20 protein-coding genes and 1 tRNA gene are annotated in these 18791 nt (G+C 66.4%); 17 read left to right on the top strand and 4 right to left on the bottom strand.

Features of this window, described 5'->3' with window-relative positions:
- Positions 1-221 precede the first annotated feature (221 nt).
- A complete protein-coding gene (locus AC25Y4_RS02300; protein ID WP_488118751.1) occupies positions 222-572 on the top strand; it encodes a hypothetical protein in 351 nt (116 codons plus the stop codon).
- A 120-nt stretch (positions 573-692) separates the two neighbouring features.
- Here the strand turns inward: AC25Y4_RS02300 and AC25Y4_RS02295 are convergent.
- Positions 693-765 (bottom strand) — tRNA-Glu (locus AC25Y4_RS02295).
- Positions 766-972: 207 nt separating this feature from the next.
- Between AC25Y4_RS02295 and AC25Y4_RS02290 the strand changes: the two genes are divergently transcribed.
- Positions 973-1611 (top strand): MBL fold metallo-hydrolase, encoded by a 639-nt coding sequence (locus AC25Y4_RS02290; RefSeq protein WP_488118750.1) that lies wholly within the window; start codon positions 973-975, stop codon positions 1609-1611.
- Positions 1612-1701: 90 nt separating this feature from the next.
- On the opposite strand, the gene AC25Y4_RS02285 is transcribed toward AC25Y4_RS02290, so the two are convergent.
- On the bottom strand, positions 1702-3378 hold the full coding sequence (locus AC25Y4_RS02285) for an MFS transporter (protein ID WP_488118749.1): 1677 nt from the start codon (positions 3376-3378) through the stop codon (positions 1702-1704).
- A gap of 69 nt (positions 3379-3447) precedes the next feature.
- On the opposite strand from AC25Y4_RS02285, the gene AC25Y4_RS02280 reads away from it, so the two are divergent.
- The 6 genes from AC25Y4_RS02280 (at position 3448) to AC25Y4_RS02255 (ending at position 8416) form a co-directional block, all read left to right on the top strand.
- Positions 3448-4017, top strand: a complete 570-nt coding sequence (locus AC25Y4_RS02280) for a TetR/AcrR family transcriptional regulator (RefSeq protein WP_488118748.1) — start codon at positions 3448-3450, stop codon at positions 4015-4017.
- Positions 4014-4589: a pyridoxine/pyridoxamine 5'-phosphate oxidase gene (locus AC25Y4_RS02275; protein ID WP_488118747.1), complete on the top strand. Its 576-nt coding sequence runs from the start codon at positions 4014-4016 to the stop codon at positions 4587-4589. Before AC25Y4_RS02280 ends, AC25Y4_RS02275 begins: the two co-directional genes overlap by 4 nt.
- A gap of 138 nt (positions 4590-4727) precedes the next feature.
- A complete protein-coding gene (locus AC25Y4_RS02270) occupies positions 4728-5231 on the top strand; it encodes a nucleoside deaminase (RefSeq protein WP_488118746.1) in 504 nt (167 codons plus the stop codon).
- A 130-nt stretch (positions 5232-5361) separates the two neighbouring features.
- A complete protein-coding gene (locus AC25Y4_RS02265) occupies positions 5362-5991 on the top strand; it encodes a nucleotidyltransferase family protein (protein WP_488118745.1) in 630 nt (209 codons plus the stop codon).
- A gap of 96 nt (positions 5992-6087) precedes the next feature.
- Positions 6088-6768, top strand: coding sequence for a YoaK family protein (locus tag AC25Y4_RS02260; RefSeq protein ID WP_488118744.1), 681 nt, complete (start codon positions 6088-6090; stop codon positions 6766-6768).
- A gap of 73 nt (positions 6769-6841) precedes the next feature.
- Positions 6842-8416 carry a molybdopterin-dependent oxidoreductase gene (locus AC25Y4_RS02255; RefSeq protein WP_488118743.1) on the top strand — a complete coding sequence of 525 codons (1575 nt, stop codon included), beginning with the start codon at positions 6842-6844 and terminating at the stop codon, positions 8414-8416.
- 74 nt (positions 8417-8490) lie between these two features.
- On the opposite strand, the gene AC25Y4_RS02250 is transcribed toward AC25Y4_RS02255, so the two are convergent.
- Both AC25Y4_RS02250 and AC25Y4_RS02245 read right to left on the bottom strand, forming a co-directional pair.
- Positions 8491-8706, bottom strand: coding sequence for a hypothetical protein (locus AC25Y4_RS02250; protein WP_488118742.1), 216 nt, complete (start codon positions 8704-8706; stop codon positions 8491-8493).
- A 124-nt stretch (positions 8707-8830) separates the two neighbouring features.
- A complete protein-coding gene (locus AC25Y4_RS02245; protein WP_488118741.1) occupies positions 8831-9421 on the bottom strand; it encodes a sugar O-acetyltransferase in 591 nt (196 codons plus the stop codon).
- 187 nt (positions 9422-9608) lie between these two features.
- Here AC25Y4_RS02245 and AC25Y4_RS02240 point away from each other — a divergent pair, with 187 nt between their 5' ends.
- The 9 genes from AC25Y4_RS02240 to AC25Y4_RS02200 all read left to right on the top strand — a co-directional run bounded on the left by AC25Y4_RS02240 (position 9609) and on the right by AC25Y4_RS02200 (position 18786).
- Positions 9609-10829 (top strand): ThiF family adenylyltransferase, encoded by a 1221-nt coding sequence (locus tag AC25Y4_RS02240; protein ID WP_488118740.1) that lies wholly within the window; start codon positions 9609-9611, stop codon positions 10827-10829.
- A gap of 48 nt (positions 10830-10877) precedes the next feature.
- Positions 10878-12152 (top strand): molybdopterin molybdotransferase MoeA, encoded by a 1275-nt coding sequence (locus tag AC25Y4_RS02235; protein ID WP_488118739.1) that lies wholly within the window; start codon positions 10878-10880, stop codon positions 12150-12152.
- Positions 12153-12214: 62 nt separating this feature from the next.
- Entirely contained in the window at positions 12215-13387 is a 1173-nt protein-coding gene (moaCB, locus tag AC25Y4_RS02230; protein ID WP_488118738.1) for a bifunctional molybdenum cofactor biosynthesis protein MoaC/MoaB, read from the top strand.
- Positions 13380-13793, top strand: coding sequence for a molybdenum cofactor biosynthesis protein MoaE (locus tag AC25Y4_RS02225; RefSeq protein WP_488118737.1), 414 nt, complete (start codon positions 13380-13382; stop codon positions 13791-13793). The genes moaCB and AC25Y4_RS02225 overlap by 8 nt, the downstream gene beginning before the upstream one ends.
- 51 nt (positions 13794-13844) lie before the next feature.
- Positions 13845-14255, top strand: a complete 411-nt coding sequence (locus AC25Y4_RS02220) for a TOBE domain-containing protein (protein WP_488118736.1) — start codon at positions 13845-13847, stop codon at positions 14253-14255.
- Complete coding sequence (modA, locus tag AC25Y4_RS02215; RefSeq protein ID WP_488118735.1) at positions 14252-15106, top strand: molybdate ABC transporter substrate-binding protein; 855 nt, start codon at positions 14252-14254, stop codon at positions 15104-15106. Before AC25Y4_RS02220 ends, modA begins: the two co-directional genes overlap by 4 nt.
- Positions 15107-15118: 12 nt before the next feature.
- Positions 15119-15958, top strand: coding sequence for an ABC transporter permease (locus AC25Y4_RS02210; protein ID WP_488118734.1), 840 nt, complete (start codon positions 15119-15121; stop codon positions 15956-15958).
- Positions 15955-17136, top strand: coding sequence for a sulfate/molybdate ABC transporter ATP-binding protein (locus tag AC25Y4_RS02205; RefSeq protein ID WP_488118733.1), 1182 nt, complete (start codon positions 15955-15957; stop codon positions 17134-17136). The genes AC25Y4_RS02210 and AC25Y4_RS02205 overlap by 4 nt, the downstream gene beginning before the upstream one ends.
- Before the next feature lie 303 nt (positions 17137-17439).
- Positions 17440-18786 carry an HNH endonuclease signature motif containing protein gene (locus AC25Y4_RS02200; RefSeq protein WP_488118732.1) on the top strand — a complete coding sequence of 449 codons (1347 nt, stop codon included), beginning with the start codon at positions 17440-17442 and terminating at the stop codon, positions 18784-18786.
- Positions 18787-18791 lie beyond the last annotated feature (5 nt).

Below are 18791 nucleotides of genomic sequence, written 5' to 3'. Positions count from 1 at the left end.
TGTGCTGGACGCAGCACGGAATCTGAAAGTCTCTCCCGCATCAAGATTCTGATGCCACCGTGCCCGGGACCCCGACGATGCGGCCCGTACTGACGATCACGGCATAGGACCCGAATCGAGTCCAGAGGGATACTCCCCTTCACCCGTAAGAGCCTACCCGACCAGCACTGTACGCCGGCACAGGCCTGACCATCCCGTCTGAGGAGTGGTTAGCTGGCACCGTGACTCAGGACTTGATGAGTGCCGAGCAGAATGTGCGACGCATCATGTGGACGGGCACCGTGTGGTTCGCGGCGGCTGTTGGCAGCGTCGCCGTCGCGCTTGGTCTCCTGCTGGCGTCCGGGTGGCGGCCAGCCGTCTTGTCAGTGAGTGGACAAGTCGCGTGGTGGGTGGCATCCGCTCTGGTCACGCTGAGCGTTGGACTGCTCGGCTGGTCTGGCTGCCCGATCCTGGAAGTCGACGTTCCCACCGCCGACCGGAACAAGACGTGGACGATGCGGCTCGGCACCCTGCTGTTCATCGTCGGGGGCGCGCTGGGACTGCTCGCGATTCTTCTCGGGCCTGCTGGCTGACAGCGGCATTCGCATTCGCATTCGCTGAATCGAGCGGCGCTGCCGCTTCGTCAACTGAAGTTGAGGACACTTAACGAAAAAAGCCCGATTCCCTTATAAAATAAGGGAATCGGGCAGTTGTGACCCCAGCGGGATTCGAACCCGCGTTACCGCCGTGAGAGGGCGATGTCCTAGGCCGCTAAACGATGGGGCCGTTTTTGCAACTCAATGAGTATGCCACACAGATCACGTGCTTTCCAAATTGAGGAAGACCCACGTAAAAATGCGGCACGCGGTGGCAGATTTCCACGTGCCGGGGAGGCTGGTGCCACCACAGTATCTGGCGCACAGGCACTGAGGGAAGAGTGCGGTGACAATTAGTCACGTTGCGCCGCCGGTCGATTGGGTATTAGCTCGCCCTATGGAACTGACAAAGCTTGAGCACGCAGCCCTTCTCCTGCAGATCGGCTCGCACAAACTGGTAATCGATCCAGGAAACGTCACCACACCCCTCACAGACACGGCGGGTACTGACGCAGTCGTCATCACCCACGAGCACGCTGACCACTGGACTCCAGAGCAGCTCGACCGAGTCATCGAGATGAATCCAGACGTTCGGATCTTCGGTCCGGCCGGGGTTGCTGCGGCCGCACCCGACTACAACATCGAGGTGGTCGCCCATGGTGACGTCATCGAGATCGACCCATTCACCCTGCGCTTCTTCGGAGAGAAGCACGCCGTGATCCACGCGTCGATCCCGGTGATCGACAACGTGGGCGTGCTCGTCAACGACACGCTGTACTACCCAGGAGACTCCTTTACCATCCCGGACGGCGTCGAGGTGAACACCCTCGCTGCTCCTGCCGGAGCTCCCTGGCTCAAGATCGGTGAGTCAATGGATTTTGTGACAGCGGTCGGCGCCCAGCGCGTCTTCCCCACCCATGACATCGTGCTGTCCCGGATCGGGAAAGATCTCGCGGACGTGCGCCTGAAGAGTGCCACGGAGGGCGCAGGTGGCGAATACCACCCGCTGCAGCCCGGCGAGAGCCTCTCGATCTAGCCGAATCCTGGATCGGGGCTGGTTGCCCGACCTGGCCGACTACTCGAGCTGGCCGACTACCCGAGCTGGCCGACTACTCGAGCTGGCTGACTACTCGACCTGAGTCGTGTCCTCGTTCGAGCGACCGAGAGTCAGCGCGGCAATGACAGCCGCGGCCAGCACCAGGGCAACACCGATCCAGGCCGTCACGCCCACACCACTGTCGAAGGCGTGCCGCGCGGACTCCATCAGCGCCTCGGCCTGGGCGGCCGGCAGTCCGTCTGCCACCGCAGCGGCGCCACCGATGGTCTCCCCTGCCGCGCGCGCCTCGTCAGCGGACAAGCCGGAGGGCAGCACGATCGCCGCGCGGTACGCAACGGTGATCATCGTGCCGAGGATCGCCGTTCCCAGTACAGCCCCGAACTCATAGGCCGTTTCGGAAATAGCGGATGCCGCCCCAGCCTTGTTCGCCGGGGCAGCAGACAGGATGATCTCGTTCGACACGGTCTCGGCGGCCCCGATGCCGACACCAAGGGCGACGAAGGCGACCATGAGCGTGACCGCGCTGAGGTCGCCGGCCATCATCGCAACTGCCGCGTATCCGCTCGCCGAGATGAGGAGGCCGACCGGCACCACAATGCTCGCCCGCACCCGCCTGGCAATAGGCACGATGACGAGGCCGGCCACGATCATGGCCACCGAACCGGGCAGCAGAGTGAGACCAGCGTCGATCGGATCTTGCCCGAGTACCAGCTGGAGGTGCTGCGCCACGAAGAAGAGCCCGCCGACGAGCGCGATGACACTGAGCAGGTTGACCATGACAGCCCCACTGAACGCGGCGCGGCTGAACAGGCGCACATCAAGCATGGGATCTGGACGGCGCAGTTGGCGACGGACGAACCACGTGCCAGCCGCAAGTCCTGCCACCACGGTGAGGCCACCGACAAGATTCAGCCCCTCAGTCGCCAGTGATTTGATGCCGTAGACGACCGGGGCCATGGTGGCGAACGACAGCAGGATGCTGGGAACGTCGATGCGGCCCGGCTTCGGGTCCTTCGACTCTGGAATGAGGATCGGCGTGAGGATCAGAAGCGGCACCAGCACCGGAACGGCAATCAGGAAGACTGAGCCCCACCACCAGTTGGCCAGCATCACTCCCCCGACGATCGGTCCGAGTGCGGACCCTGCGCCAAAGGCAGACGCCCACACGGCAATCGCCAATCGGCGCTGGTCGCGGTTGACGAAGATACTGCGCAGCAGCGACAGCGTTGACGGCATCAACATGGCGCCGAACACACCAAGGAGCGCCCGAGCGAGAATCAGCATTTCAGTGGTGGGCGCGAAGGCGGCGAACACCGACACGGCCGCGAACCCGATGGAGCCGACCATGAGCAAGCGGCGGCGCCCGATGCGATCGGCGAGGCTGCCCATGGACACCAGCAGGCCCGCGAGCACCAGCGGGTAGATATCGACGATCCAGAGCAGCCCGGCACCAGTGGGCTCGAGGGACTTCGAGATGGCAGGCAGCGCGACGTTGAGCACCGTGTTGTCGACGGACACCAGAAGTACCGGCAGCATCAGGACGACCAGGGCTATCCATTGCTTGCGACCGGCTCGTGGCTGGGCGTGCTCTGTTGTCGGCTGGGCGCGCCCGGTTGTCGGCACGCTGCCGCGACCGCGAACGGTGGTCGTGGCATCCGTTTCGATGGGCGTCGTCACGCTGGTTCCCCTTAGTTCAATGTCAGCTAGGTCGATGACAGCTAGCTCGATGTCAGTGCCGGTGAACATTTCGTTACTGTACCGGCTGGACGGTATAGTAACACGGCAGGCCCCGGACTCTCTGGATACGATGTGGACGTGACATTGACCCCTACCACCCGTGATCGACTGCTGGATGCATTCGAAGACATCCTCATCCAAGACGGCGAGCGCGCCGCAACCCTCGAGGCCGTTGCAGCGAAGGCCGGCGTCTCCAAGGGCGGCCTGCTCTACCACTTCACGTCGAAGGATGCCCTCGCAAACGGGATGACCGATCGCCTCCTCGCCGCGGTTGCCGAGGACGTTGTGCGGATGCGAGCGGCGCCGGAAGGCATCGTGGCCTATTTTGTTCGCTCGTCGGTGTCGATCGGCAGCCCGCTGGATCGCGGGATCATCGCCGCCACCCACCTGGCCCAGGGATCGCACCCCAAGGTCAAGGAGGCGCTGCAGGCTATGCAGAGCCAGTATCTGGAGGTCATCAAGCTCGACGTGCATGACCCCACCGTCGCCCGCGCGGTCATGCTTCTCTGCGACGGGCTGTATTACAACTCTGCGCTGCTCCCCGCCGTCGGAACCATCGTGCCTGACGAGAGCGGCATGGATGACCTCGTGGCTCTCGTTACGACTTTGGCGGCTTCTGGCGCTCACGGTTCAGCACCCTCAGCATGAACACGGCCGTCGATCCCCTCGCGCTTCTCGGCCAGTGGCTGCCAGGCTCCGAGAGCGAGCAACGCCCCGTGATGACACTCAGCACAATCGGTGACGACGGCTACCCAGACGCGCGCAGTGTGCTGCTGAGCGCGTTCGATGGCTCTGCGGTGTACTTTCACACCGACATCCGCTCGCGTAAGGCCACAGAACTCGCCGCGAACCCCCGGGTTGCCCTCGTGCTCGCGTGGCCGGAGCTCGGCCGACAGGTGACGCTGCAGGGCGATGCCCAACTGACCAGCCGCGAACAGGCAGCGGATGCCTATGCCGACACGTCCCGGTATCTCCAGTTGCTCGCATGGCTCAACACGCCGGAGGTCGCCGCGTTGCCCGAAGACGCCCGCCACGCACGCTGGGCGGAATTCAGCGCTGCACACCCTGAGGGCACCCTCGCTGCACCGGCAACCTGGATCGGTTATCGCGTCGTTCCCGTTCGCATCACCTTCTGGCGGGGCGATACAGAGGGGCCGAGCACTCGCGTCGAATACCAGCGTTCCGGCACGGCCTGGGTGACGTCGATACTTCCCGGCTAGCTGGGCGCGCGCCACTGATGGCCTGACACATGTCCGACATCAGCGGCTGCTACCGTCGACCTCCGGAGGACACATGAACCAGGAATTCGACGTGGTGGGCATTCGCGCTTGGGCAGGTTTCGTATGGGCAGGTCTCGCATGAGCGCCGTCGACGCCGTTCGCGGGGGTGCTGCGCCAGCCGATGCCGAGTGGCTGCAGCAGGCTGTCGATTTGGCCGTGGCCAATGTCGCGGACGGCGGAGGGCCCTTCGGCGCGCTCATCACGCTGAACGGAGAGCTGGTCTCCACCGGCCAGAACCGCGTGACGCGCGACAGCGACCCGACTGCTCACGCTGAGGTGCAGGCCATCCGCGCTGCGTGCGCCGCCCTCGGTGCGTTCTCACTGGCCGGAGCGACGCTGTACACGTCATGCGAGCCCTGCCCGATGTGCGTGTCCGCCGCCCTGTGGGCGCGCGTCGACCGCATTGTCTTCGCCGCCGATCGCGATGACGCAGCACGTGGCGGGTTCGATGACCGCGAGTTCTACGAGCTGTTCACGCGTGATCGGGCAACCTGGCCGACCGAGCTCGTCAGCAACCGGCTGCCGAGCGCCACAGCGCCGTTCGATGCCTGGCTGGCAGACACGGCGCGCACCAGCTACTGATTCGCGGAGCCGCTCACGCACCGTGCGGGTCGCACCGGGCGGGTCGCATGCTGTTCGCACCTGAAGAGGCCGACGGCATCTGTGTGCCGACGTGAGTGCATCCGCTGCGCTTTAGCGGTTGACTGTGGTCATGACGAAGCCTGCTGGCCCCAGCGACGTTGACCCATCCTGCGCCGGCCCATCCTGCGCCGGCTTGCTGCTGGCAGCCGGTGCAGGGACCCGCATGGGACTCCCGAAGGCGCTGGTGCGAGGAGCGGATGGCGTGCCGTGGCTTGTCCGCGCGATTGCCCTCCTGCAGGGTGCCGGCTGCGATCCGATCGTGGTGGTCCTCGGCGCTGAAGCGGATGCCGCCCGGCAGCTGCTCCCCCATGATGAGCGTGTCCTGCCGGTGGTGAGCGCCCGCTGGAGCGCAGGCATGGGCGAATCGCTGCGAGACGGGATGGCCGCCGTGTCAGAGCACGCCCCATCCGCGCCGGCGGTGGTGATCACCCTCGTCGACCTGCCGGGCCTCTCCAGCGATGTCATGGCCCGCCTCACCGAGGGTGTGACGCCGACCATCCTGCGCCAGGCGACGTTCGGCGCGCGGCCAGGTCACCCCGTGGTCGTTGGACGGGACCACTGGGCCGAGTTCAGTGCCGGGTTGTCTGGCGACACCGGCGGGCGTGGGTATCTCCGCGCGGCTGGGGCCGCTCTGGTGGAGTGCGGCGACCTGGGCGACGGCAGGGACGTCGATACTCCGGAGCAGCTGAAGCACAGCTGAAGCGGGGGGCTACTCACCACCCGCGGATTTACGCACTCGAGCCACATACGCTTTGATTGCTTTCGGCAACCGACCGCCGTAACGCCAAGGAGAACAATGTCGAAGACCGCAGAGCAGGACAAGCTCCACCTCATGCTCATGCTGGCTTTGACGTTCTCAACGGGTGTGATCGACGCAGTCGGCTACCTCGGGCTCGACCGCGTCTTCACCGGCAACATGACCGGAAACGTCGTCATCCTTGGCATGGGGTTGCTCGGTGCAGATGACCTGCCGATCGTCGGTCCGGTGGTTGCGCTGGCGTGCTTCATGCTCGGCGCCGCCGTCGCAGGACGCGTGCTCCGTCCGATTCCCTCCGGCTGGACCGGCAGGTCGACCACCCTCTTCGGTGTCGTCGGCGCCATCCTCGCCGGTGCCGCCGTCGTCGTGCTTCCGTTTGCCGGTGAGATTCCGCTCGCACTCCAGTTCGTGATCACAGGCACCCTTGGTTTCGCGATGGGCATGCAGGCGGGCACCGCCAGGCACATCGCGGTGAAGGACGTCACGACTGTCGTCGTCACGTCGACCCTCACCGGATTGGCCGCGGATTCACGATTTGCAGGCAATACCGGCCAGCAGTGGAAGCGTCGCGCTGGGGCCGTGGTCCTGATCGGGCTCGGCGCGCTGGTCGGCGCCGCAGCGCTGCACGTTGACATGGCGTTGGGCCTCGGCATCGCCGCCGCGATCACTATCGTGGTCGCGGCCCTCGGTCACGTGAAGTCCGGCACCGCCGCGCGCTGACCACAGCGCGCGTTGCGTGAACACACCGGCCAACGCTCGACCGGATCACAGCATCCGTTCGTATGCTCGCCACATGGTTCCCCGAGACGCAGCCCGGCCGTCATCCAGCGCCTGGTGGCAGGTCGCGGCCGGCTGCGCCGCCGTACTCGCCGGAGTGGGCGCAGCTGAGCTGGTCAGCGCACTCGTCGCGCAGAACGGCAGCCCGATTCTCGTCGTCGGGGCTCTCGTGATCGACTTCGTGCCGGGCTGGCTCAAGGACGCCGTCATTGCCGCTTTCGGCACAGCAGACAAGGCCGTGCTCATCGTGTCACTCGCAATCGTGCTGCTCGTCGGAGCGGCTGCCGCCGGCCTCCTGGAGTATCGACGGCCACCGTTTGGTCGCCTGCTGATCCTGCTCGGCGGGGCTGTCGGCGTCGCCGCAGCACTCACCCGTACCGGCGCATCGGTGATGGATGCCGTGCCATCCGTCGTCGCTGTGCTGGTTGGCGCGTATCTCCTGCAGCTTCTCACTCGGCGCCTGCGGGACCTCGAGCATGAGGCGGCGACATCCGTTTCATCCGCCGGAGTCACGCCCCGTGAAGCGCTCACCCGGCGCCGATTTCTCACCGCGACAGGGACCGGCGCGGGAATCGGCATCCTTGCCCTCATCGCTGGACAGGTGATCTCGACCGGGTACCGCGCGGCAAGCGCCACCCGTGCGATCTTCACGCTCCCGCAACCCGCGGTCACTGCTCCGCCTGTCCCCCCGGCCGCGTCCCTCGACGTGCCTGGCCTCACTCCCCTCATCACGCCGAACGCTGACTTCTATCGCATTGACACGGCGCTGCAGATCCCCGGCATTGACCCGGCGAACTGGACTCTGAAGATCACCGGCATGGTGGAGAACGAGGTCACGCTCACGTTCGACGACCTGCTGAAGCTGCCGCTCGAGGAGAGCACGACCACCCTCACGTGCGTGTCGAACGAGGTGGGCGGCGACCTCATTGGGAATGCAACCTGGCTCGGCTATCCGATTCGGAATCTGCTGGCGCAGGCGAAGCCGCTGGCCGACGCCGACATGGTCCTGTCGCGCAGCCAGGACGGTTGGACAGCCAGCACTCCCATCGAGGCGCTCACCGACGATCGCAACGCCATCCTGGCCATTGGCATGAATGGCGCCCCGCTTCCTCTCGAGCACGGTTATCCCGTTCGAATGGTCGTGCCTGGCCTCTACGGCTACGTCTCCGCCACCAAGTGGGTCGTGCAACTCGAGGTCACGCGTTTCGATGCCGCCACGTCGTACTGGACCGATCGGGGCTGGTCTGAACAGGGGCCGATCAAGTTGTCGTCTCGCATCGACGTGCCATCAGGGGGCACCGTCGACGCCGGGGACGTGGTCGTCGCCGGTGTCGCGTGGTCACAGCACACCGGCATCAGCACCGTCGAAGTGCGGGTCGACGACGGCGATTGGAACACCGCCACCCTGGCCGACGCGCTCTCCATCGATACCTGGCGCCAGTGGAAATGGGTCTGGCCAGCGACCGCCGGCACACACAGCCTGCGAGTTCGAGCGACGGATGCCAACGGGCTGGTTCAGACAGCCAAGGTCACCAACGTGGTTCCAGACGGCGCGACCGGCCTGGACAGCAGATCGATCACCGTGAGATAAATACAACTGAGATACAAGAGCGACGCAAGAACTGCGTCTGCCGCCACGCTGGCTCGCTGTCGCTGCCGCTCTGCTTAGAGCAGGCGACTCCCGCGCTCGATCTGCTCCTGCACGTTGCGCAGCGCCTCAGCCTGTTCCGCGCTCTCCGCGCTCTGTGGCCCGGTTTTACGCGACTGGTCGAGGCGATGGCGCCGCGTCAGAGTCATCGCGAGAATAATCACTACGACGATCACAACAACGAGCCCACCACCCGACGCGATAATTGCACCTGTCAACATGCCAACCCCCATTGCCGTTCCTTCTGCACACGGTAGCGGTACCCGTCGGCCGCTCCGGCAGGCTCACCAGCGCTGTAACCGAGCTGTGACCTATCGGCGACGCACGGGCAGAAGGCGAGCCTCCGGCATCCGCTGGCTACGAGATCGAACGGATGACGCGCGCCGGGTTTCCGACGGCGACCACTTTGGCCGGCACATCCCTCGTCACCACAGCGCCAGCACCGATAACACTGTTGTCGCCGATCGTCACACCGGGAAGCACGATCGCTCCCCCGCCAAGCCAGACGTTGTCGCCGATGACAATGGGCAGCGCCGCTTCGAGCTTGTCGCGGCGGGGCTGGGGCGCAATCGGATGCGTTGGCGTGAGCAGTTGCACGTTCGGGCCGATCTGGCAGTCCCGACCGATCGTGATCGGAGCGACATCGAGCGCGGTGAAGTTGTAGTTGATGAAGGTGCCGGCGCCGATCGTGATGTAGCTGCCGTAGTCAACGAACAGCGGCGGCTTGATCTCGACATCGGCCCCCAGACTGCCGATCAGATCGGCCAGGATCGGCCGCGCGGCGACAGGGTCCTCGGCGTAAACGGCCAGGTACCGGTTGGCCAGCCGTACAGCGCGCTGCGCCTCAGCGATGCTGACGGGGTCGTCGGCGACGTAGAGGTCGCCCGCCAGCATCCGCTCACGATTCGTACGCGGGTCACCGGCGAAGTAGTCAGTTTTCTCTGTCATGCGTACGCATCGTACACACGCACGTGGGGAACGTATCGAGCCCGAATCGGCATCACGAATCAGGACCGCGAATCAGCACGAGGAATTGGCAGCACGAATCGGCAGCACGAATCGGCAGCACGAATCGGCAGTACGAATCCGCGGAACGCACCGGCACAGGCAGCACCCGCGAACGTAGGCTGTTCGCATGGACGAACGACGCAGCATCCCGCCACTGGTCGCACCGGGTGCGCCGCTGTCCGTTGACCGCGAAGAGCGGTATTCCCGCACCCAGATGCTGCCTGGATTCGGACCAGCAGCCCAGCAGCGCCTCCGTGCAGCGCGCGTGCTCGTCGTTGGCGCAGGCGGGCTCGGCAGCGCGGTGCTTCCCGGCCTCGCGGCCGCGGGATTCGGCACGATCGGGGTCATCGACGATGACCGCGTTGAGGCCAGCAACCTGCCGCGCCAGATCATCCACACCCCGGCAGACCTTGGCCGGCCCAAGGTGGCATCAGCGGCCGAGACAATCAGCGCGCTGGATGCCGACACCACCGTGATCACCTTCGACACGCGGCTCGACGCGGCCAACGCCCTCGCGATCGTCTCCGACTTCGACCTCATCATCGACGGAAGTGACAACTTTCCGACCCGCTATCTCACCAACGACGCGGCCGCACTCACCGGCCTGCCCGTGGCGTGGGGTGCCGTGCACCAGTTCGGCGGGCAGGCCGGTGTGAGCTGGGCTGCCCATGCGCCGCAGTACAGGGACATCTTCCCCGAGCCGCCGGCACCCGGCACGGTGCCGAGCTGCGCAGAGGCCGGGGTGCTGCCCTCGGTCTGCGCCGTGATCGGCGGCATCCTGGTCTCAGAGGCCATCAAACTCGTAACAGGCGTCGGCGAACCCCTTCTCGGCCGGGTCACGACCTACGACAGCCTGCGCGGCACGTTCCGCGAGGTCGCATACTCGCGGGATCCGCTTGCCGCACCCATCACCGCGTTGATCGACTACGACGCGTTCTGCGGCATCACGCCCATCGAGGACTCCGGCGTTGCATCCGGCGTCGCATTCGGCGTGGCATCCGCTCACACACAGAGCGCCATCAGCGCACCCGACCTTCAGGCGCGGCTCAGGCGCGGCGATTCAATCACCCTGATCGACGTTCGCGAGCCGTGGGAAGCGCAGCTGGCCATCATCGACGGCGCTGCGCTCGTGCCTCTCGGCGAGCTCGAGCAAGACGTCTTCGACGATCCAGCCGGCGTCGCAACGGCCCTCCAGGGCGCCACGGTCATCGTGTACTGCCACCACGGACCGCGCGCGGAGCGAGCCCAGCAGCTTCTCGCGCAGGCCGGGCTGCCGCAGACGATGACCCTGACCGGCGGAATCGATGTCTGGGCGAGGGACATCGACCAGAATCTCGCGCGCTACTGACCGGTATCGATACCGAAATAGCGGCCCCGAACGCGCAATACTGAGTCCATGACCACCGTTGACGATCACGCCCGCCTGGTCGAGCGGATGCTGGCGCCTCGCCTGGCCGGCCTCGGCACGGAGTCCGTCCCCCTGCGTGACGCCCTCGGGCGGGTCGCCGCAGAAGACGTGCACTCCGCTGTCGACCTGCCGCTGTTTCGCAATTCTCAGATGGACGGCTTTGCGGTTCGTGCGGCCGACGTCGCCACCGTGCCGGTCACCCTCAGCGTCAGCGACGAGGTGCCGGCTGGCCCTGGGGTGCCGAATGCGTTGCTGCCGGGTACCGCCGCACGCATCATGACGGGAGCACCGATCCCGGCGGGCGCTGACGCCATCGTCCCTGTGGAAGACACCCGGGCCGCCGAGGCAGGCCAGTTCAGCGAGGCAGACCAGAACAACGGGCCAGGCCAGTCCAGCGAGCCAGGCCAGTCCAGCGATTCAGTCCGGGCTCCTTCGCCCCGCATCACCATCACCCGTTCTCGCACCGTCGGCGAGTTCGTCCGCGAACGCGGTAGCGACCTGCAGGCCGGCGAACAGCTCGTGCCCGCTGGCACGCTCCTGGCTCCCCGGCACCTCGCCGCCCTGGCCGCCGCCGGAATCGGCAGTGCGCTGGTTCGTCACACGCTGCGGGTCGCGGTCATCACGACGGGCGCAGAACTCGTCGGCGACGGCGCAGAGCCCGCCCCGGGCCAGATCTTCGACGCCAACCAGACAGCTCTTGTCGCCGCCGTCACCGAGGCAGGCGCCGTTGTCTCGTATGCGGCTCGAAGTACCGATGACCCGGCCACATTTCGGCGCATCCTCGATGACGCGGTCGCCGCATCCGACCTGGTGCTCACCTCAGGCGGCATCTCGATGGGGGCCTATGAAGTCGTGCGTGACGTGCTCGAGCCGCTCGGCGCATCCGTTGGACACGTCGATATGCAGCCGGGCGGCCCACAGGCGACGACCGTGCTCAACGACGTTCCCGTGATCTCCTTCCCCGGCAATCCCGTCAGCACGCAGGTCTCATTCGTCGTGTTTGTGCGGCCGCTGCTGCACCGCGCAGCTGGGCGGCCGGTCGATCAGCTGGCCTCCTTCCGCCTCGCGAAACCCATCGTGTCCATCGCAGGCAAGCGGCAGTTCCTGCGCGGCGCCATCATTGATGACGTGCTCGTCGAACAGGTGGCAGGGGCGAGCTCACACCTGGTCGCTGCGATGGCGAGAGCGGATGTCCTCATCGAGATCCCCGACAGCGTCACGAGCCTGGACGCCGGGGCCGACGTGAGAGTGTGGGCCTTGTAAATGAGTAAGCCTGAGCGAGCCCGAGTGAGTGGCATCCGCGTGGCACCGAGTGAGTGGACATCATGAGTGAACTGACGCACATCGACGGCGACGGCCGCGCCCGCATGGTCGACGTGAGTGACAAGGCCGAGACGACGCGGATTGCCCTCGCGCGCGGCCGGTTCGTCACCACGCGGGAGGTCGTCGACCTGGTGCGCGGGGACGGCCTGCCCAAGGCCGATGTGCTCGCCACCGCCCGCATCGCGGGAATCACCGGCGGCAAGAAGACCTCAGACCTCATCCCGCTGTGCCATCCGCTGCCCCTCTCGTCGCTCGTTGTGGACTTCGAACTGGGCGAATCGACCATCGAGATCGCCGCGACAGCCAAGACCACCGGCCGCACGGGAGTCGAGATGGAAGCGCTGACCGCCGTCGCGATTGCCGGGCTCACCCTGCACGACATGGTCAAGGCGGTCGACCCAGCAGCCATGCTCACCGACATCCGCCTGGAGGAGAAGAACGGTGGCAAGCGCGGGCAGTGGCAGCGCGCGAATGCCATGGCTGAGCGCGAGGCCCAGGCGCGGGCGTCGGCGTCGGTGCAGGCGCAGGCGCAGGACGACGCCACACAGAGCACGCCTGCCGCGCAGCCAGCCCAGCCGCACTCGCGCAGCGCCCGCGTGATCGTCGCATCCACCCGTGGCGCAGCCGGCGAACGCCCGGATACCACCGGCCCGGTGATCGCCGCGTGGCTGGCCGAGCGTGGCTTCGACACCGCACCGGCGCTTGTCGTAGCAGATGCCGACATCGAGACAGCACTGTCGGCCGCCGTCCGTGCGCAGCCGGCCGTCATCCTGACCACCGGCGGCACGGGCGTCTCGTCCACCGACGCCACCCCGGAGGCGACCGCGCCTCTCCTCGACCGACTGTTGCCCGGCGTCGCGGAGGCACTGCGCGCTCGGGGACTCGACTCCACACCGATGGCAGCCCTCAGCCGTGGACTTGCCGGCGTTGCCGGACGCACCGTGATCGTGAACCTCCCCGGCTCACCCAGCGGGGTCACCGATGGCCTCGCCGTTCTGTCCAATCTGCTCCCGCACCTTGTCGACCAGGTCTCCGGCTCGGCCCAGCACGTCTCCGACCCGGCCCCGCACGTCTCCGACTCCGCCCAGCACACAGGCACCCAGCACATGGGAACCCAGCACATGGGAACGCAGCACGCGGGAACCGACCACACCGAGGAGGCCCCGCATGCCTGACGTTTTCGCTCAGATCTCACGCGAGCCGCTCCACCAGGCCGTGGCCGACACCTTCGTCACCACACCAGAGAACGGTGCGCTCGTCACCTTCCAGGGCATCGTGCGCAACCATGACGACGACCGCTCGGTCACGGCTCTCGACTACCAGGCGCACCCGGACGCCGAGCGGTTCCTGCTCGACTGCTGCACCGAGATCGCCACAGAGTTCGGTCTCCGCGTGGCCGCCATGCACCGCGTTGGCCCGCTCCACATCGGTGATGTCGCCTTGGTTGCCGCCGTCGCCGCTCCACATCGTGCAGAGGCGTTCGCCGCCTGCGCCGAGCTCGTCGAGCGGATCAAGGCCCAGGTGCCAATCTGGAAACGACAGCACTTCACCGACGGACAGTCAGAATGGGTTGCGCTCTAGCCGCAAAGAAAGTTCCCCTGCAACCGCAAACAGTGTCCTAGCATGTGCTTTATGCCGCAGATACGGATAAAGGATGCCGCACGTTACCTCGGAGTTAGCGATGACACCGTGAGGCGGTGGGTCGATTCAGGCCTGCTGGAGAGCTCTCAGAACGACGCCGGTCGCACCGTCGTCGACGGCCTCTCCCTCGCGCAGCTGGCCAAGAAGAACGCCACACTTCCTGACGACCCGTCAACGGTTGGCCGTTCGGCGCGCAACCAGTTCGTCGGCTTGGTCACCGGCATCACGATGGACACCGTCATGGCACAGGTTGAACTGCAGTGCGGTCCGCATCGGGTCGTGTCGCTCATGAGCAGCGAGGCCGTGCGGGAACTCGGCCTCGAACTCGGCAGCGTCGCAATTGCCGTGGTCAAGGCAACGACGGTCATCGTCGAAACCCCCACCGGAAAGACACTGTCATGATGCCAACGTCTCTCGCGCCATCCGGACGGCGACTCCGCGCCCTCGGCGCAGTGATCCTGGCCGGCGCGCTCCTCGTGGGCGCAAGCGCGTGCGCGGCAGATCCCGGCGACGCCGCCGCCGATGCAGGTGCGCCCCACAGCGCCACGCCCTCCAGCTCCAGCTCCGCCGCGTCGCTCAGCGGCACCCTCACCGTTTTCGCGGCGGCATCCCTCACCGCGACCTTCACGATTCTGGGTGAGGCGTTCGAAGAAGCCAACCCCGGCACGCACGTCACATTCAGCTTCGCGGGTTCCTCCGACCTCGTCACCCAGCTCGTCGAAGGGGCACCCGCCGACGTGTTTGCGTCTGCCGATACAGCGAACATGGCCAAGGTCATCGACGCCGCACTAATCGACGGCACTCCAGTGAATTTCGCCACCAACGTGCTCACCATTGCCGTGCCCCCTGGCAATCCGGCGAAGATCACCAGCTTCGCCGACCTCGCAGCGCCCGGCGTGAAGACCGTCATCTGTGCGCCCCAGGTTCCGTGTGGCGCCGCGACCGTGAAGATCGAGACCGCCACCGGCGTCACGCTCACCCCTGTCAGCGAAGAATCGTCGGTGTCAGGGGTGCTCGGCAAGGTGACGTCCGGTGAAGCGGATGCCGGCCTCGTCTACATCACCGACGTCGCCTCTGCAGGCGCCAGCGTTGACTCCGTCGATCTCCCCGAGGCGTCGACGGCAGTCAACTCCTACCCGATCGTCTCACTGGCCGGCGCTGTCGATAGCGAGCTTGCTACCGCCTTCGTGGACTTCGTCACCAGCCCCGCCGGGCGCTCGGTTCTCGCCGCGGCGGGCTTCGGCGCTCCCTGAGGGCCCTGACACATGACCGCACTGCTCAGCACTCCAAGAACCGTTCCGCGCTGGATCATGGGCGTTGCGATCGTTGGCGCTCTCTTCGTGCTGCTCCCCCTGGTGGCTCTGGTCACCCGCGTTGACTGGACCCAGTTCATCCCTCTGATCACGTCTGAGTCATCCGTTGCCGCGTTGCAGCTCAGCCTGCGCACGTCGCTCGTGGCGACCGCGCTCTGCATCGTGTTCGGCGTGCCGATGGCGGTGGTGCTCGCCCGCACCGTGTTCCCCGGCCAGCGCATCGTGCGCTCCCTCGCGCTGCTCCCCCTCGTGCTGCCGCCCGTTGTGAGCGGACTTGCGCTGTTGTACCTGTTCGGACGGCGCGGCCTGCTCGGCGGAGCGTTCGAGGTGCTCGGCATCCAGATCGCCTTTTCGACGACCGCCGTGATCCTCGCGCAGACCTTCGTCGCGCTGCCGTTCCTGGTGCTCAGCCTCGAAAGCGCGCTCCGCACCGCTGGCACCCGCTACGAGGCGGTCGCGGCCACGCTCGGCGCGCGCCCGACCACCGTACTTCGCCGGGTGACATTGCCCCTGGTCATGCCCTCCCTCGTGTCGGGGGCCGTGCTGTCGTTTGCCAGGGCGCTGGGCGAGTTCGGCGCCACCCTCACGTTCGCAGGCAGCTTGCAAGGCGTCACGCGCACACTGCCCCTTGAGATCTACCTGCAGCGAGAGACCGATCCGGATGCCGCCGTCGCGCTTTCCCTGGTGCTCGTTGTGGTGGCCCTGGTCGTCGTGGTCGTTGCCCACGGCGCGACCGAACCCGGCAGGTCGCGCCTCACCGGCAGACCAGCACGAACAGGCGCCCTGCTATGAGTCTCAGCTTTGAAGCCAGCCTCGCCGCCCGCGGCTTCGATATGTCCCTGGCGGTCCAGCCCGGCGAAACGCTCGCCGTGCTCGGGCCGAACGGAGCAGGCAAGTCCACGCTGCTCGGACTCATCGCCGGGTTGCTCCGGCCCGATTCGGGACGAGCCGACCTCAACGGCACCGTTCTCTTCGACCAGCAGGCGGGAGCGACCCGCTGGCTGGCCCCGCACAAACGCGGAGTCGCCCTGCTCGCCCAGGAACCGTTGCTCTTTCCGCATCTCTCCGTGCACGCCAACGTCGCGTTCGGGCCACGTAGCGCGGGCCAGTCCCGCGCTGCCACGGCCGTGAGCGCAGATCGGTGGCTGAGGGAGACCGACAGTCTGGAGTTCGCCGACCGGCGTCCGCACGAACTCTCCGGCGGGCAGGCGCAGCGCGTTGCCATCGCCAGGGCACTCGCCGCGGAGCCGAGCCTGCTGCTCCTCGACGAACCGTTCGCGGCGCTCGATGTCACGGCCACTGTGACACTGCGACGGATGCTGCGCCAGGTCACCGCTTCCCGCACCACGATCATCGTCACTCACGACGCGCTCGATGCGTTCCTGCTGGCCGACCGTGTCATCGTGTTGAACGACGGTGCCATCGTCGAGGAGGGGCGCACGCGCGATGTCCTCGAACGGCCGAAGCAATCCTTCACCGCGGAGCTGGTCGGCTTGACCTTGCTCACGGGTCGGCGCACCGCTCGAGGTCTTGTCACCGCTGCCGGCGTGGAGATCGCCGCGGCCGCCGGCACCACCGGAGCGCTGGGAGAACCGGTGGCGGCTGCGCTGCGGCCGACCGCTGTACGGGTGTCGCGGCCGCAACCTGCGAGGCTGAATCCCCCGGTAGCGCTACAGCCCGCACCGACGCTACAACCCGCAACGTTCCCGCCCTCAATGCAGCCACGTGGTGCTGCGGAGCGGGTACCCGAGCATCAGGCCGGCGATGAGCATCAGCAGGATCCCCTCAGCAATACAATCATCGGCACGGTGCATGATCTTGAGCCGCGCGGCGACCTTATCCGGGTGCGCACGGAGTGGCTGTCCGCTGACTTGCAACCGAGCCGTGTTGCCGACCTCGACCTGGCACCGGGAGTGCCGATCGCGCTCAGCTTCTCACCCGACGACGTGGAGCTCTACCCCGCAGGTTGAGATACCGCGACTATCCGCAGCCCAGCCCGCGCCGCGCCGCCCGATGTCACGTCAGGAGGCGTTTTTGCGTCACACCCATGTCCCGCGCCACCCGCACGCGGCGTGTCACATTTCCTCCTCCTGAACCCACCTCCCCGGCGGTCGAGGAGCGAGCGCCAGCGAGCGTCTCGAGACCTCTCAGCCGGCGCCAGAGAGGCTCCTCAACAGGCCACCCGTCGCGACAGCTATCCACAGCCAAATATCCAGATCAGAACCTGTTTCCGGCCAGTAAGAATGTCAGTGGTGCCGAGGATAATTCAGGGTATGAACCCCCTCATGAAACAACTCGGCAGAGAAGTCGAGGAGGCCGCCCGATTACATCGGAGCCTCGCGACGATCGCCGCGGAAGAGGCCATCGCGATCGACCGGGCCCGCCTGACCAGCGAGTCCATGACCACCGCCCCGGTCACCGTGCCCCAGGCGGAACAGGCCTGGGCGAACGAGCGACTGCTCGTCACCGAACTGGCCTGCGCGCTCCGAGTGCCAGAGCGCACCATGGAAACGACGATCGCCGTCAGTAAAGCTCTTGTGCACACACTGCCCGCGACACTGGCCGTGTTGCAGACCGGGGACATCAGCTATCGGCACGCCACCACCCTCGTCGACCAGAGCATCGGGCTGTCCCCGGAGAACACGGCAGCCTTGGAGGCCGCGGTGTTGCCCGATGCCGGCCGTCTCACCGTGGCGAAGTTCGCCCAGAAGACCCGGCGGGTGCGGGAACGACTCGATGCAGAATCCATCACCGCTCGGCATGAGCGCAGCGTCGCAGACCGAGCGGTGTTCTTCGAACCCGTTAAAGACGGCATGTGCTGGGTCAGCGCGTTCCTGCCGGCAGCGAAAGGACAGGCAATCGTGAGCCGGATCACGAACTTCGCGATGAGCCTGCAGGGTTCGGATGAGTCCCGCACTCTCACCCAGCTGAAGGCTGATGTGTTCGTTGACCTGGTCCTCGACGCCGGCAACGGTAACGGTGGCGGCAGCCGCGGCATCAAAGCTGACGTCGCCATCCTGGTTCCGGCGCTAACGCTCCTCGGCCGCAGCGACGAACCCGCTGTGCTGGAAGGCTACGGACCGATCGACCTCGACACCGCGAAAGAACTCGTCGGCGACGCGACGAGCTTCCTCCGCATCCTCACCCACCCCGAGACAGGAGCGTTCCTGTCCGTGGGGCGGGATCGCTACCGGCCACCCGCCGGCCTCCGCACGGTGTTGCAGTTGCGGGACGGCACCTGCCGGTTCCCCGGCTGCAATCGGGCGGCCAGGCAGAGCGATTTCGATCACACGGTGCCGTTCGCTGAGAACGGGCAGCAGGGTGAGACAAGGCTGACGAATATGGCCTGCCTCTGCGCGAAGAACCACCGCGACAAACACGAAATCGGCTGGCAGGTCAGCCAGGCAGACGACGGAATCCTGCACTGGACATCACCAACCGGTAACAAGTACGACACCGAACCTGAGAACGAGATCGGGCCAACCGCTCTGCCTACGGTTTCGGTCTCGGCGCCGATCCTGGTTCCGGTTCCGGTTCCGGTTCCAGTTCCGGTTCCAGTTCCGGTCCCGGTTCCGGCCCTGGTCTCGGTTGAACCGGACACCAGCCTCCCGCCGTTCTAGGTGCT

Source organism: Leifsonia sp. Y878, assembly GCF_057669685.1.
This window is presented reverse-complemented; position numbering and strand designations above follow the sequence as displayed.

What these genes read in the sequence shown, in the direction of transcription:
- AC25Y4_RS02290 (WP_488118750.1), top strand. Translation starts at nt 973, where the DNA reads ATGGAACTGACAAAGCTTGAGCACGCAGCCCTTCTCCTGCAGATCGGC.
- AC25Y4_RS02285 (WP_488118749.1), bottom strand. Translation starts at nt 3,378, where the DNA reads ATGTTCACCGGCACTGACATCGAGCTAGCTGTCATCGACCTAGCTGAC.
- AC25Y4_RS02275 (WP_488118747.1), top strand. Translation starts at nt 4,014, where the DNA reads ATGAACACGGCCGTCGATCCCCTCGCGCTTCTCGGCCAGTGGCTGCCA.
- AC25Y4_RS02270 (WP_488118746.1), top strand. Translation starts at nt 4,728, where the DNA reads ATGAGCGCCGTCGACGCCGTTCGCGGGGGTGCTGCGCCAGCCGATGCC.
- AC25Y4_RS02265 (WP_488118745.1), top strand. Translation starts at nt 5,362, where the DNA reads ATGACGAAGCCTGCTGGCCCCAGCGACGTTGACCCATCCTGCGCCGGC.
- AC25Y4_RS02260 (WP_488118744.1), top strand. Translation starts at nt 6,088, where the DNA reads ATGTCGAAGACCGCAGAGCAGGACAAGCTCCACCTCATGCTCATGCTG.
- AC25Y4_RS02255 (WP_488118743.1), top strand. Translation starts at nt 6,842, where the DNA reads ATGGTTCCCCGAGACGCAGCCCGGCCGTCATCCAGCGCCTGGTGGCAG.
- AC25Y4_RS02250 (WP_488118742.1), bottom strand. Translation starts at nt 8,706, where the DNA reads ATGGGGGTTGGCATGTTGACAGGTGCAATTATCGCGTCGGGTGGTGGG.
- AC25Y4_RS02245 (WP_488118741.1), bottom strand. Translation starts at nt 9,421, where the DNA reads ATGACAGAGAAAACTGACTACTTCGCCGGTGACCCGCGTACGAATCGT.
- AC25Y4_RS02240 (WP_488118740.1), top strand. Translation starts at nt 9,609, where the DNA reads ATGGACGAACGACGCAGCATCCCGCCACTGGTCGCACCGGGTGCGCCG.
- AC25Y4_RS02235 (WP_488118739.1), top strand. Translation starts at nt 10,878, where the DNA reads ATGACCACCGTTGACGATCACGCCCGCCTGGTCGAGCGGATGCTGGCG.
- moaCB (WP_488118738.1), top strand. Translation starts at nt 12,215, where the DNA reads ATGAGTGAACTGACGCACATCGACGGCGACGGCCGCGCCCGCATGGTC.
- AC25Y4_RS02225 (WP_488118737.1), top strand. Translation starts at nt 13,380, where the DNA reads ATGCCTGACGTTTTCGCTCAGATCTCACGCGAGCCGCTCCACCAGGCC.
- AC25Y4_RS02220 (WP_488118736.1), top strand. Translation starts at nt 13,845, where the DNA reads ATGCCGCAGATACGGATAAAGGATGCCGCACGTTACCTCGGAGTTAGC.
- modA (WP_488118735.1), top strand. Translation starts at nt 14,252, where the DNA reads ATGATGCCAACGTCTCTCGCGCCATCCGGACGGCGACTCCGCGCCCTC.
- AC25Y4_RS02210 (WP_488118734.1), top strand. Translation starts at nt 15,119, where the DNA reads ATGACCGCACTGCTCAGCACTCCAAGAACCGTTCCGCGCTGGATCATG.
- AC25Y4_RS02205 (WP_488118733.1), top strand. Translation starts at nt 15,955, where the DNA reads ATGAGTCTCAGCTTTGAAGCCAGCCTCGCCGCCCGCGGCTTCGATATG.
- AC25Y4_RS02200 (WP_488118732.1), top strand. Translation starts at nt 17,440, where the DNA reads ATGAACCCCCTCATGAAACAACTCGGCAGAGAAGTCGAGGAGGCCGCC.